Annotated in this window: 15 protein-coding genes; 4 read left to right on the top strand and 11 right to left on the bottom strand. The window is 63.8% G+C overall.

Annotation, left to right across the window (positions count from 1 at the left end; all coding sequences use genetic code 11):
* Positions 1 to 30: 30 nt before the first annotated feature.
* Positions 31 to 1,038: a TraB/GumN family protein gene (locus JI744_RS01590; protein WP_202657603.1), complete on the bottom strand. Its 1,008-nt coding sequence runs from the start codon at positions 1,036 to 1,038 to the stop codon at positions 31 to 33.
* A gap of 194 nt (positions 1,039 to 1,232) precedes the next feature.
* Between JI744_RS01590 and JI744_RS01585 the strand changes: the two genes are divergently transcribed.
* Complete coding sequence (locus tag JI744_RS01585) at positions 1,233 to 1,520, top strand: co-chaperone GroES (RefSeq protein ID WP_202657602.1); 288 nt, start codon at positions 1,233 to 1,235, stop codon at positions 1,518 to 1,520.
* A 41-nt stretch (positions 1,521 to 1,561) separates the two neighbouring features.
* Positions 1,562 to 3,199, top strand: coding sequence for a chaperonin GroEL (gene groL, locus JI744_RS01580; RefSeq protein WP_202657601.1), 1,638 nt, complete (start codon positions 1,562 to 1,564; stop codon positions 3,197 to 3,199).
* A 290-nt stretch (positions 3,200 to 3,489) separates the two neighbouring features.
* Here the strand turns inward: groL and JI744_RS01575 are convergent, their stop codons facing one another.
* The 3 genes from JI744_RS01575 to hemE form a co-directional block, all read right to left on the bottom strand.
* Positions 3,490 to 4,386, bottom strand: a complete 897-nt coding sequence (locus JI744_RS01575) for a DMT family transporter (RefSeq protein WP_202657600.1) — start codon at positions 4,384 to 4,386, stop codon at positions 3,490 to 3,492.
* 2 nt (positions 4,387 to 4,388) lie between these two features.
* Complete coding sequence (locus tag JI744_RS01570) at positions 4,389 to 5,597, bottom strand: aminotransferase-like domain-containing protein (protein WP_236019195.1); 1,209 nt, start codon at positions 5,595 to 5,597, stop codon at positions 4,389 to 4,391.
* Positions 5,598 to 5,695: 98 nt separating this feature from the next.
* Positions 5,696 to 6,724: a uroporphyrinogen decarboxylase gene (gene hemE, locus JI744_RS01565; RefSeq protein ID WP_202657599.1), complete on the bottom strand. Its 1,029-nt coding sequence runs from the start codon at positions 6,722 to 6,724 to the stop codon at positions 5,696 to 5,698.
* Positions 6,725 to 6,820: 96 nt separating this feature from the next.
* Between hemE and hemC the strand changes: the two genes are divergently transcribed.
* A complete protein-coding gene (hemC, locus tag JI744_RS01560) occupies positions 6,821 to 7,759 on the top strand; it encodes a hydroxymethylbilane synthase (protein ID WP_202658233.1) in 939 nt (312 codons plus the stop codon).
* A gap of 51 nt (positions 7,760 to 7,810) precedes the next feature.
* Here hemC and JI744_RS01555 read toward each other — a convergent pair whose 3' ends face one another.
* Complete coding sequence (locus JI744_RS01555; RefSeq protein ID WP_202657598.1) at positions 7,811 to 8,275, bottom strand: Lrp/AsnC family transcriptional regulator; 465 nt, start codon at positions 8,273 to 8,275, stop codon at positions 7,811 to 7,813.
* A 143-nt stretch (positions 8,276 to 8,418) separates the two neighbouring features.
* Between JI744_RS01555 and ald the strand changes: the two genes are divergently transcribed.
* Positions 8,419 to 9,537 carry an alanine dehydrogenase gene (gene ald, locus JI744_RS01550; RefSeq protein WP_202657597.1) on the top strand — a complete coding sequence of 373 codons (1,119 nt, stop codon included), beginning with the start codon at positions 8,419 to 8,421 and terminating at the stop codon, positions 9,535 to 9,537.
* A 51-nt stretch (positions 9,538 to 9,588) separates the two neighbouring features.
* On the opposite strand, the gene mscL is transcribed toward ald, so the two are convergent.
* From mscL to JI744_RS01520, 6 genes are all read right to left on the bottom strand, one after another.
* Entirely contained in the window at positions 9,589 to 9,999 is a 411-nt protein-coding gene (gene mscL, locus JI744_RS01545) for a large conductance mechanosensitive channel protein MscL (protein WP_202657594.1), read from the bottom strand.
* 108 nt (positions 10,000 to 10,107) lie between these two features.
* The gene (locus tag JI744_RS01540; protein WP_202657593.1) at positions 10,108 to 10,488 is read right to left on the bottom strand and encodes a Na+/H+ antiporter subunit G; all 381 of its coding nucleotides are present in this window, start codon (positions 10,486 to 10,488) and stop codon (positions 10,108 to 10,110) included.
* Positions 10,485 to 10,754, bottom strand: a complete 270-nt coding sequence (locus tag JI744_RS01535; protein ID WP_202657592.1) for a K+/H+ antiporter subunit F — start codon at positions 10,752 to 10,754, stop codon at positions 10,485 to 10,487. The genes JI744_RS01540 and JI744_RS01535 overlap by 4 nt, the downstream gene beginning before the upstream one ends.
* Complete coding sequence (locus tag JI744_RS01530) at positions 10,751 to 11,245, bottom strand: Na+/H+ antiporter subunit E (RefSeq protein WP_202658232.1); 495 nt, start codon at positions 11,243 to 11,245, stop codon at positions 10,751 to 10,753. Before JI744_RS01530 ends, JI744_RS01535 begins: the two co-directional genes overlap by 4 nt.
* Positions 11,242 to 12,720, bottom strand: coding sequence for a monovalent cation/H+ antiporter subunit D (locus JI744_RS01525; RefSeq protein WP_202658231.1), 1,479 nt, complete (start codon positions 12,718 to 12,720; stop codon positions 11,242 to 11,244). The genes JI744_RS01530 and JI744_RS01525 overlap by 4 nt, the downstream gene beginning before the upstream one ends.
* Positions 12,720 to 13,043: a Na+/H+ antiporter subunit C gene (locus JI744_RS01520; protein ID WP_202657591.1), complete on the bottom strand. Its 324-nt coding sequence runs from the start codon at positions 13,041 to 13,043 to the stop codon at positions 12,720 to 12,722. Before JI744_RS01520 ends, JI744_RS01525 begins: the two co-directional genes overlap by 1 nt.
* Position 13,044 lies beyond the last annotated feature (1 nt).

Raw genomic sequence — 13,044 nt, 5'->3', positions numbered from 1 at the left:
CCCGCTTGCACATTAAAAAGCGCGGTCCAATCATGGCCCGTCGAGCCGGGTGATCGCCCAGCCGTCCTGCGCCAGAAGGTTCAGCACGCCCTGTTCGCCCGGCAGATGCAGCGCGCCAAAGGCCACCAGAACCGGGCCTTTTGCAGCTGCCGCATCGATCACCGGAATCCACGCCCGGTTGCGGGCGTTGATCATCGTCTCTTCCATCGTGGCAAATTCCTGCGCCACCTGTTCGGGGGTATAGCCGGGCAGCTTCAGCGTTTCGGCGCGCATGAATTCCCAGATCAGGCGGTTTTCACCGGCGAAATATTGCGCGGCAAGGGTGGCGGACATGTCTTCGGCGCCATCCACCATCGCCAGCGCAGAGGTGATCATCGACTCCTGATCCTGCCGGGACAGAGTGTCAAAGATGCGGAACACGGTGTCATAGGGTTCCAGTGCCTGCACCGGCGTACCGCGCGCCGTGGCGGCATCGATCAACTGCCTGTCCAGCCCGTTCGGTGTGCCAATGTCGGTCAGGGCACAGGTCGGAATCGACAGCATCATCGAGATATACCAGGGCCGGAACTTGGCAGCCATAAAGCCGGGGATGCCGCGGTCGGCCATGGCTTGCGACAGGCGGGTCCAGGTTTCTGGGGGCAGCGTTTCGGGCAGGGTGGGGCCATCGGTGATGACCAGCAGCGCCGGTTCGCGGGCGATACGCTCTTTCAGCGCCTTTTCCTCGTCGGGCCCGGCCTCGACCAAAAGGGCGGTGGCCTTGTCCAGCGCGGGCAGGGCCGAGGCAAGCATCGGCGCAATGCGGGGATCGTCCAGATGATAGGTGCCGATCAGGTCAACCACTTGCCCCGCCTTTTCGGCCCGCCAGCGGTTGCCCGAGGGGAAGGGGACGGTGTCGGTGGCGGCCTGCAAGGCTTGCCGCTCCGCTTGCGGCAGATCGGCGATCAGGTCGCGCCCGACACAGGCGGCACTGGCGGCGCCAAAGCCCAGACCGAATGACAGCAGAAATGCGGGGAACAGACGCTCGGAAAACAGACGCATGGCAACCTCTTACCTCTGCCAGCAAGGGTGGCACCGTTGGCCGCCGCCGCCAAGGGGCGGGGGGAACTGACGCAGAAATTTCATCATTGCACAGTTGACTCATGGCCGCACGAGGCCTAGCTAAGCGTTCGTTAGCACTCGTCCATCATGAGTGCTAAGAACCATAGTTCCTGGAACCTAGGGAGTGTTACCAGATGGCTTTCAAACCGCTGCATGACCGCGTGCTGGTCCGTCGCGTCCAGTCCGAGGAAAAGACCAAGGGCGGGCTGATCATCCCCGATACCGCCAAGGAAAAGCCCGCTGAAGGCGAGGTCGTCTCGACCGGCGAAGGCGCGCGCAAGGATTCGGGCGAGCTGATCGCTCCGTCGGTCAAGGCCGGCGACCGGGTGCTGTTCGGCAAATGGTCGGGCACCGAAGTGACCGTGAACGGCGAAGAACTGCTGATCATGAAGGAAAGCGACATTCTCGGCATTCTGGCCTGAGACCGCTTTTCCCCCTCAACTAATTTCCAAGGAGAACAGCAATGGCTGCCAAGGACGTAAAATTCCAGTCGGACGCTCGTGACCGCATGCTGCGCGGCGTCAACATCCTCGCCGATGCGGTGAAGGTGACGCTTGGCCCGAAAGGCCGCAACGTGGTGATCGAAAAGTCGTTCGGTTCGCCCCGCATCACCAAAGACGGTGTGACCGTTGCCAAGGAAATCGAACTGGCTGACAAGTTCGAGAACATGGGCGCCCAGATGGTGAAGGAAGTCGCTTCCCGCACCAATGACGAAGCGGGCGACGGCACCACCACCGCCACCGTGCTGGCGCAGGCCATCATCAAGGACGGTCTGAAATCGGTGGCCGCTGGCCTGAACCCGATGGACCTGAAGCGCGGCATCGACCTTGCGACCTCCAAGGTCGTTGCGGCGATCAAGGCTGCGGCACGTCCGGTCAAGGACACCGCCGAAGTTGCGCAGGTTGGCACCATTTCCGCCAACGGCGAGGCCGAAATCGGCCGTCAGATCGCGGATGCGATGCAGAAGGTCGGCAACGAGGGTGTGATCACCGTCGAAGAGAACAAGGGCCTGGAAACCACCACCGACGTGGTTGAAGGCATGCAGTTCGACCGTGGCTACCTGTCGCCCTATTTCGTCACCAACGCCGACAAGATGATTGCCGACCTGGAAGACGCCTACATCCTGCTGCACGAAAAGAAACTGTCGTCGCTGCAACCGATGGTTCCGCTGCTGGAAGCCGTGATCCAGTCGCAGCGCCCGCTGGTCATCGTGGCCGAAGACGTTGAAGGCGAGGCTCTGGCCACGCTGGTCGTCAACAAGCTGCGTGGCGGCCTGAAGATCGCTGCCGTCAAGGCTCCGGGCTTCGGCGATCGCCGCAAGGCGATGCTGCAAGACATCGCGATCCTGACCGGCGGTCAGGTGATTTCCGACGATCTGGGCATGAAGCTGGAAAATGTCGGCATCGACATGCTGGGCCGTGCCAAGAAGATCACCATCAACAAAGACAATACCACCATCGTTGATGGCGCTGGCGACAAGGCCGAGATCGAAGCCCGCGTGGCCCAGATCCGCGCGCAGATCGAGGAAACCACCTCGGACTACGACCGCGAAAAGCTGCAAGAGCGTGTGGCCAAGCTGGCGGGCGGCGTTGCCGTCATCCGCGTTGGCGGCATGACCGAAGTGGAAGTGAAGGAACGCAAGGACCGCGTGGATGACGCCCTGAACGCGACCCGTGCGGCCGTGCAGGAAGGCATCGTCGTGGGTGGTGGCGTGGCGCTGGTTCAGGCCGCGAAGTCGCTGGACGGCCTGAAGGGTGCGAACTCCGACCAAGACGCCGGTATCGCCATTGTCCGCCGCGCGCTGGAAGCTCCGCTGCGCCAGATCGCTGAAAACGCTGGCGTCGATGGCGCTGTCGTGGCTGGCAAGATCCGCGAATCGGCTGATGCTTCGTTCGGCTTCAACGCCCAGACCGAAGAATATGGTGACATGTTCAAGTTCGGCGTGATCGACCCGGCCAAGGTGACCCGCACCGCTCTGGAAGATGCGGCTTCGGTTGCTTCGCTCTTGATCACCACCGAGGCGATGATCGCCGACAAGCCCGCCGACAAGGCTGCTCCGGCAATGCCGGGCGGCGGCGGCATGGGCGGTATGGATTTCTGATCCATCCCGTTTGGGAATGCGGAAAGGGCGGCCTTCAGGCCGCCCTTTTCATTGGGCAGTGCCCCAATCTGGTGAAGGCCATCGCCTTCGACACGCGGTGAAGTTGCAATTAGAACCACCGGGCCTCAAAGGCCCGGCCAGCGCCCGCCCCGCCATCTGCGGGCGCTTCTCGCCCACCGGGGTAGGCACTGACCTCTCGGGCTTCTGGTGGACCCGACTCTTGTTGAAACGGTGCGCACGGGCGGGGAAACGCGCTGCGTTTCCTGATCCGCCCGGAGATGGGTTGGCCGCTAAATCTCTGCCCTCAGCAACACAGCCACCCCCGCCACGATCAGCGCCATGCCTGCCATCTGGCGGCGACTGGTGGGTTGGTGGAAAACCCAAGCCGAAACCATCTGGGCAAAGACCAGATCAATCAGCGCCAGCGTGCGGACGTTCGCGGCCGAGGTCAGCGAAAAGCCGATGAACCAGAACTGAGAGGCAAAGGCCCCCAGAAACCCGGCGGTGACCGACCCGCGCCAGTGGCGAAAGCTGGCTATCAGGCCACGCCGGTCGAACAGGCCCATCCACAGGCCAAGGATCGTTGTTTGCAGCGCAAGGCTCAGGCACAGGATGGTGGTGGCGCGGATCAGAAAGCCGCCCTGCTCCAGTGCCGTGATCCCGCCACGAAACCCGATGGCCGACAGCCCGAACAGAAACGCCGCCATCAGCCCGGCAAACGCGGGGCGCGCCTGCGCAAGGCGGCTGGCAGCGCCGGGTTTCAGCGTCATCACCACCACGCCGGCGGTGGCCAGCGCGATGGCCAAAAGGGTGGGCAGCGTCAGTGGGTCGCCCAACACGGCAAAGGCCGCGATGGCCAGCAGCACGGGTTCGGTTTTCAGCCAGGCGGTGGTGACGGCGAAACTCTGGCTTTGCATCAGGCGCAGCATCATCGCCGTGCCGCCGATCTGCGCCACGGCCCCCAGCGCGGTGAAACCCACCGCGCGCAGGGTCAGCGGTGGCACCGCATCGGGGCCAAACCCCGCCACCAGCGCCAGAAACAGCAGCGCAAAGGGCAGGCCGAACAAAAACCGCACCTGCGTTGCCGCCGCCGTGCCGATGGTCTTGGTCAGCCCCGCCTGCGCCGCATTGCGCCCGGTTTGCGCAATCGCCGCAATCAGCGTCGCGGCGATCCACAGATGCTGCATGATCAGGCGGCTTTGACCAGACGGCCAAGGCGTTTGATGCCTTCGTCAATCATCGCCTCGTTCGCGCAAGAGAACGACAGGCGGATGGTGTTGCCGTTCGATCCGTCGGCGAAAAAGGCGCGGCCGGGAACGAAGGCCACCCGTTCGGATTTCAGCGACTGGGCCAGCAGTTCGGCGCCGTCGATATGCTGGGGCAGGGTGATCCAGACGAACATCCCCCCCTCAGGCCGGGTCCATTCCACGCCCGCAGGCATTTCGCGCTGCAACGCCGCCAGCATATGGTCGCGGCGGGCGGAATAAACGGCGCGCAGGGTTTCGGCATGATCGGCCAGATGCAGGCGCGCCACCTCTTCCGTCACCATCTGGTTCGCGGTCGAGGAATGCAGATCGGCAGCTTGCTTCATCAAAACCAGCCGCCCGATCACCTCTTTCGCCGCACAAACCCAGCCCACCCGCAGGCCGGGGGCGAGCGATTTCGAGAATGAGCCGCAATAGATCGTCCGGCACTCCTCGATGCTGCCCTTGCGCGCGATTTCCAGCGCCAGGATCGGCGGGATCGGTTCGCCATCAAAGCGCAGGGTCTGGTAGGCGGCATCCTCAACCACCGCGATGTCCATCGCATCGGCCAGATCAATCACCGCCTCGCGCGCGGCACGGTCCAGCGTCTGGCCGGTGGGGTTGGCGAAATCGACCGACAGATAGGCATATTTCACCCGGCCGCCCTTGGCCTCTGCCCGCGCGGCAAAATCGGCTGGCGACAGGTTCGATCGCGGGTCCAGCCGGTCATAGTTCGGCTCATAGGCGTTGAAGGCCCCCAAGGCGCCCAGATAGGTGGGCCAGCCGACCAGAACCGTATCATTCGGGCTGATCATCAGCTTGCCCAGATAATCTAGCGCCTGCTGGCTGCCACTCGTGATCAGGATGTTGCCCGCATCGCAGGGAATGCCTAGGCGGGTCATGTCGGCCGCGATCCAGTCGCGCAGGGGTTTGTAGCCTTCCGAGATCGAATATTGCAGAGCGCCCGCCGCGCGGTCATCCGACAGGGCATTGGCATAGGCCGTGCGATAGGCTTCGGCCGGAAACAGCGCGGGGTCAGGGATGCCGCCCGCGAAGGAAATGATGTCGGGCTGATCCAGCAGCTTCAGCAATTCACGGATTTCCGAAGCCTTCATCCGCGACGAGCGGCTGGCCAATACATGCGCCCAGTTCATCTGATCCCTCCCAAGGTTGGGGCGACCCTTCCGCCCCGGCGAGGATAAGTCAATATCTGTGACCCAATCTGAAACCAGAGTTGATCAGATGGCGCAGGTCAGGCGCCCCGCACCGTATCGACCATCAGTTGTACATTGGCCGGGTCGGCATCCGGCGTGATGCCATGGCCCAGGTTGAAGATATGGGGCCCGCCCCGGAAGGCATCGACCACGCGGCGGGTGGCGTCGATAAGATCCTGCCCGCCCGTCACCATATGGCCGGGCGCAAGATTGCCCTGCACGCAACCGCCGGGCTGCACATTTTCCGCCGCCCATTCCGGGCTGACCGAATTGTCGATGGCCACGCAATCGGCCCCGGTGGCCTTGGCGAAGCCGATATAGCCCGCCCCTGCCTCTCGCGGAAAGGCAATCACCGGAGTCTCGGGATGGCGGACCTTCAGCACGGCGATGATCCGGCGGGTGGGTTCCACCGCGAAATCGGTGAAATCTGCGCCCTTCAAGCTACCGGCCCACGAGTCAAACAGCTTGACCACCTCGGCCCCGGCCTCGATCTGCGCCGACAGGTATTCCACCGTGGCCTCGGTAATCCGGTCGATCAACGCGGCAAAGGTGGCGCGGTCGGCGGCCTTCAGCGCATGGGCCGCGCCCTGATCTTTCGATCCGCGCCCGGCGATCATATAGGTCGCCACCGTCCAGGGCGCCCCGGCAAAGCCGATCAGCGTGGTCTCCTCAGGCAGTTCGCGGCGCAGGATGCGGATGGTCTCATAAATTGGCGACAGCGTGTCGTGGATCGCCCCGGACGTACGCAGCGCCGCCACCTGTTCTGGTGTCGTCGTCGTTTCCATCCGCGGCCCCTCGCCGGTTTCAAACCACAGCTTCGGCCCCAGCGCCTGCGGCAACAACAGAATGTCGGCGAACAGGATCGCCGCATCAAAGCCATAGCGGCGGATCGGCTGCAAGGTCACCTCGGCGGCCAGTTCCGGGTTGTAGCACAGCGACAGAAAGTCGCCCGCCTGCGCCCGCGTCGCGCGGTATTCCGGCAGGTATCGCCCGGCCTGCCGCATCATCCAGACGGGCGGGGTGGGCAGGGTTTCACCGGCAAGGGCGCGCAGGATCAGCTTGGTCATCGGGGTCTCCATTCGCCCCTTGCCTTGCCCGCCTGCGGCGGCATGTCAAGCGGCAGGCGGTTGATCGGCGCTTTGGTCGCGGGTATTGGTCTGGCCATGACCCATGATTTGCCCACACCAGACCGCCCGCTGAACATCGGCACCCGAGGCTCTCCGCTTGCGCTGGCACAGGCGCATGAAACCCGCGACCGGCTGATGGCGGCCTTTGCCCTGCCGCAGGACGCTTTCCAGATCGTGGTGATCAAGGTCACCGGCGATCAGATTCAGGACCGTGCGCTGAAAGACATCGGCGGCAAGGGCCTGTTCACGCGCGAGATTGAAGAGGCGCTGTTGGATGGCAGCATCGACATCGCCGTGCATTCGATGAAGGACATGCCGACCCTGCAACCCGAGGGGCTGCTGCTGGATTGCTATCTGCCGCGAGAGGACGTGCGCGATGCCTTCGTCTCCACCGCTTACGCCACGCTGGAGGATTTGCCGCAGGGGGCCACGGTCGGCTCGTCCTCGCTTCGCCGCCGCGCCCAACTGGCGCACCGCCGCCCTGACCTGCAACTGGTTGAATTTCGTGGCAATGTGCAAACCCGGCTGAAAAAGCTGGGCGATGGCGTCGCGGCGGCCACCTTCCTTGCCATGGCAGGCCTGAACCGGCTGGGCATGGCCCATGTCGCCCGGTCGGCCATCGACCCCGATCACATGCTGCCCGCTGTGGCCCAAGGGGCGATCGGTGTCGAACGCCGCGCCGATGATGCCCGCACCAAGGCGCTTCTGGACGCCATTCACCACCACGAAACGGGGCTGCGGCTGGCGGCCGAACGCGCCTTCCTTCTGCATCTTGATGGGTCTTGCGAAACCCCGATTGCCGGGCTTGCCACACTACAGGGCCAAACCCTGTGGCTGCGCGGCGAAATCCTGCGCCCTGACGGAACTCAGGTGATCGCGGGCGAACGCCATGGCTCTGCCGCCGATGGCGCCGCCATGGGCCGCGACCTCGCCGCCGATCTGCTTAAACGCGCAGGCCCGGGCTTTTTCGCCTGATCATCATCTGTTCATAAATATCCCGGGGGTGCGGGGGCTGGCCCCCGCCTTTCACACCGACAGCGCCGTGGTCTGCACCACCGTCCGCAGCGCGAAACTGGAATGCATCTGCCGCACGCCGGGCAGCCGTGACAGATACTGGCGGTGGATGCGGGCGAAATCCTCGGTATCCTCGGCCATGATCTTCAAAAGGTAATCGGCCTGCCCGGCCATCAGATGGCATTCCAGAATGTCCGGCACCTTGGCCACCTCGCGCTCAAAGGCGTCCAGCAACTCATCGGCCTGCCCTTGCAGGGTGATTTCCACATAAACCGTGGTTGGCTTGCCGATCTTGCGGGTATCCAGCAGCGCGACATAGCGGGCGATATAGCCATCCTCCTCCAGCCGCTGAACGCGGCGGTGGCAGGCGGAAGGTGACAGGTTCACCCGCTCGCTCAGCTCGGCATTGGTGATGCGGCCTTCGCGCTGCAACACGGTCAGAAGGCGGCGGTCGGTGGCGTCAAGGCTGGCATCCATGGGATTTCCTGCGGCATTTTTCCAAATTCTGCGAAAAATCTACCACGGCTCGCCAGAACTGCCACAGGAAATTCAAACTTCCCGCAGCGGATTCGCGCAATCCTGATCCCACACGGGGCGGGGAGGCCCCTTTGGAGGTTCATATGAAAATCGGTTGCCCGAAAGAGATCAAACCGCAGGAATTCCGCGTCGGCATGACGCCGGATGCCGCGCGCGAGGCGATTGCCCATGGCCATGAGGTCATGATCGAAACGAAGGCCGGCCTTGGGGCCGGCTTTTCCGATTCCGACTATACCGCCGTCGGGGCAAAGATCATCGACACGGCAGAGGAAGTGTTCGCCAAGGCGGACATGATCGTCAAGGTCAAGGAACCGCAGGCGGTGGAACGCAAGCGCCTGCGGCCCGGTCAGGTGCTGTTCACCTATCTGCACCTCGCGCCCGACCCTGAGCAGACCCATGATCTGCTTGCCTCGGGTGCCACCTGCATCGCCTATGAAACCGTCACCGATGATCGCGGCGGCCTGCCGCTGCTGGCCCCGATGTCCGAGGTTGCGGGCCGTCTGGCACCGCAGGTGGGGGCGTGGACGTTGCAAAAGGCCAATGGCGGGCGCGGGGTTCTGTTGGGCGGCGTGCCCGGCGTGCTGCCTGCCAAGGTGCTGGTCATCGGCGGCGGTGTTGTCGGCACACATGCGGGCAAGGTGGCTGCGGGGATGGGCGCTGATGTGACGGTGATCGACCGTTCCGTGAACCGCCTGCGCTATCTGGATGACGTGTTCGGCGGGCAGTTCAAGAATGCCTACGCCTCGGCGGGCAACACCATTGCCCTTGCACGCGAGGCCGATCTGATCATCGGTGCCGTGCTGATCCCCGGCGCGGCAGCCCCTAAGCTGATCAGCCGGGCGCAGCTCAAGGAGCTGAAACCCGGCGCGGCGCTGGTCGATGTGGCGATTGACCAGGGCGGCTGCTTTGAAACCAGCCGCGCCACCACCCATCAGGACCCGATTTATGAGGTGGATGGTATCATGCACTATTGCGTGGCCAACATGCCCGGCGCCGTGGCCCGCACCTCGACCCAAGCCTTGGGCAACGCCACCATGCCCTTCATGCTGGCCTTGGCCGACAAGGGCTGGAAACGTGCCTGCGCCGAGGACAAGCACCTGCTGAATGGCCTCAACGTCCATGCGGGCAAGCTGACCTATGCCGCCGTCGGGGCCGCCCTCGGCCTGCCCTCGATCACCGGGGCCGAGGCGCTGGCCATGTAACGAAAAAGGCCCCCGGAGGCGATCCGGGGGCCTTTTGCACTGCTCTGCCGCTTATTTCTTCAGGGCGGCCAGAATGTCTTTCAGCACGTCCACTTCCGTCGGGCCGGCGGGCGGCGCGGGCTCTGCCGCCTTGGGCGGCATCAGCTTGTTCATCGCCTTGACCAGCATGAACACCACGAAGCCGATGATGACAAAGTTGATCACGGCAGTGATGAACGCGCCATAAGCGAACACCGCAGCGCCCGATTCTTTGGCGGCTGCCAGAGAGGCCGGATTGGTGCCCGACAGGTCAAGGAACATGTCGGAAAAATTGATGCCGCCCAGGATCAGACCGATGATCGGGTTGATCAGGTCGCCCACAAGGCTGTTGACGATTGCGGTGAAGGCCGCGCCGATGATGATACCAACGGCAAGGTCCATGACATTGCCCTTCATCAGAAAGGCTTTGAATTCATTGATCATTTCACTGTTCCTTTGATGCCCCGCAGGTTCGTTGCCTGCCTGTTACGCACGCTTTTCGCGCATCGCGCAGAAACTATGCCACAGAAACAATGGTTTATTAACGGGGAATTATTCCTTTTCGCGCTCAGGTTGGATGTTTTCCAACCCAAGATCACGGCTGGCCCAACCAGACCCGGTGGCCGGTGAGGGCAGCGGCGGCTTCGGCTCCGCCCGATGCAGATGCACCCGCGCCAGATACAGCGCGGTCAGGGGCGCGGTCAGGAAGATGAAGCCCGTCACCAGAACCTCGTGCCACGATGCTCCTTGCCCGCGTGCGAAATGGGCAAGGGCCGAGGCGACCAGAACCGCCCCAACGCCCAGCGTGCTGCCCTTTGTCGGCGCGTGAAGCCGCTGAAACGGGTCTTTCAGGCGCAACAGGCCATAGCTGCCGATCAGCGCGAAAGCGCCGCCGATGATCAGGGCTGCGGTGATCAGCAGGTCAAGGATCATTCGATGATGTTTCCGCGCAGCAGGAATTTGGCGAAGGCGACGGTAGATACAAAGCCGGTCATGGCGAACAGGATCGCCGCCTCGAAATTCAGGCCGGATGCTGTTTTGATGCCATAAAGCACGATCAGGCCGATGACGTTGATCACCATGGTATCCACCGCCAGAATGCGGTCACCCGGTGCCTTGGCGGTGGCCAGCCGGATCAGGTTCATCAGCAGGGCCAATGCGAAACACCCGATGGCAAAGGTAAGGGCATAGGCGATCATTCCGCGAATATCCTTTTCAGCCGGGCCTCATAGCGCACCTTGATGTCATCGCGGATGGCATCGGGGTCGGGCGCATGCAGCGAATGGATCAGCAGCGATTTCCCGTCCGATGCGATGTCGGCGGTCAGCGTGCCGGGCGTCATGGTGATGGTACCCGCCAGAAGGGTGATCGCTTCGGGGCTGGTCAGATCCAGCGGCACGGTGATCCAGGCGCTTTTGATGCGGGCGGTTGGCATGAACAGCACGATCCTTGCCACCTGGAGATTTGCGATGATCACATCCCAGATCACCAGCCCGATGTAGGAGATCAGCGCCAGCGGGCGCGCCACCGGCGGCGTGCCTGGCCACCAACGCGCGGTGATCAGCGGAATGGCGGTGCCAAGGATCAGCGCCATGACCACGCTGCCCAGTGCCAGCCGGTTGACCAGCAGCAGCCACAGCACCACCAGCGTGACGGTCAGATAGGGGTGGGGAAACAGGCGGCGCATCAGTTTCCCCCCTGCAAGGCGGTGGCCGCCACATAGGCGGCGGGCGCGTGCAGGTCTTGCGCGGTTTCGGACAACCATGTGGTGAGCGGGCCTGCGAAAAGCGTCAGTGCGACAAGGCCTGCCAACAGTGTGCCAGTGGCAGCAAGGGTCATGGGTTGCGTCGGGTGCGGCGCGGGCGGCTGGCCGCTGCCCTTCCAGAACAGGGCAGACCCGGCGCGTGCCAGCGCAAGCAGGGTCAGAAAGCTGGCAATCAGGATCGTGGCCCATCCCAGCACAAAGGGCAGGGCGTTCAACACCAACAACTTGCCCAGAAAGCCTGATAGCGGCGGCACCCCGGCCATGGCGATGGCGGCGGCCATGAACAGTGCGGCGATCAGGCCGCTTTGGGCGATGGGGCGGGTATCCTCCAGCCGGTGGTTTCCACGCCGCGACAGCACCAGATCGGCAATCAGGAACAGCGCCGCCCCGGCAAGGGTGGAATGGATCATATAGTAAAGGCCTGCCGTTGTGGCCTGCACCGTGCCCGCCGACAGCGCCAGAAACACCGTGCCCATCGACCCGATGGCAGTAAAGGCCACCAGCCGCGACAGGCCACGCGCACCCAAGGCCCCAAAGGCCCCCAGCGCCAGCGTAAGCAGGGCGGCGGGCCACAGCAGGCTGGCCCACATGCCCGCCGTCGGCCCCTGATCAAACACCAGCGTTCCCAGCCGCAGCGTGGCATAGGCGCCCACCTTGGTCATGATCGCAAACAGCGCCGCCACCGGCCCCGGCGCATTGGCATAGGTGCCGGGCAGCCAGAATTGCAGCGGCACCAGCGCCCCCTTGACGGCAAAGACCAGCAGCAGCAGCCCCGCCGCCACCCGCGCCAGCGCCTGATCGCCGGGCGGCAGCAGCGGCCATTTCTGCGCCAGATCGGCCATGTTCAGCGTGCCAGTCACGCCATAAATCGTGGCCAGTGCGAACAGGAACAGGGTCGATCCCACAAGGTTCGTCACCACATAATGCAGCCCCGCCCGCAGCCGCGCATCGCCGCCGCCATGAACCATCAGGCCATAACTGGCGATCAGCAGCACCTCGAAAAACACGAACAGGTTGAAGGCATCGGCGGTCAGGAACGCGCCCGACAGGCCCATCAACTGGAACAGGAACAGCGCATGGAAATGCCGCCCCCGCGCATCCCATCCGGTGGCGATGGCATAGGCCAGAACCGGCAGCGCGACCGCACCCAACAGCGCCAGCATCAGCGCCGACAGCCGGTCCAGCATCAGCACGATGCCAAAGGGCGCAGGCCAGTTGCCAAGGCGGTAGGCTTGCGGCGCGTTGGAATGCAGCAGCAGCCACAGGGCCAGCGCTGCGAAGACCAGCATGCCGACACAGCCGATAACCCGTTGCAAACGCAGGTTATCCCGCGCCAGAAGCACGGTCAGACCGGCCAGAACGGCGGGCAGGACGACTGGCAGAATGATCAGGTTGCCCATCATTCGTTCAGGTCCACCTTGTCGTCGCCACCACCCAGATGCGCCCCGATGGCCAGCATCACCAGAACCGCCGTCATGCCAAAGCTGATCACAATCGCGGTCAGCACAAGCGCCTGTGGCAAGGGGTCGGTATAGCCCGCAGACCCCTTGTGGATGATCGGCACCAGCCCCGGCGCAAGGCGGCCCGCGGCAAAGATGAACAGGTTACAGGCATAAGACAGCAGCGACAGCCCAAGGATCACCGGAAAGGTCCGCAGCCGCAGGATAAGATAGATCCCCCCGGCGGTCAGTAGGCCAATGGCGGCGGCAAGCAGGATTTCCATG

The organism is Fuscibacter oryzae (genome assembly GCF_016765795.1).
Taxonomy (GTDB): Bacteria; Pseudomonadota; Alphaproteobacteria; order Rhodobacterales; family Rhodobacteraceae; genus Fuscibacter; species Fuscibacter oryzae.
This window is presented reverse-complemented; position numbering and strand designations above follow the sequence as displayed.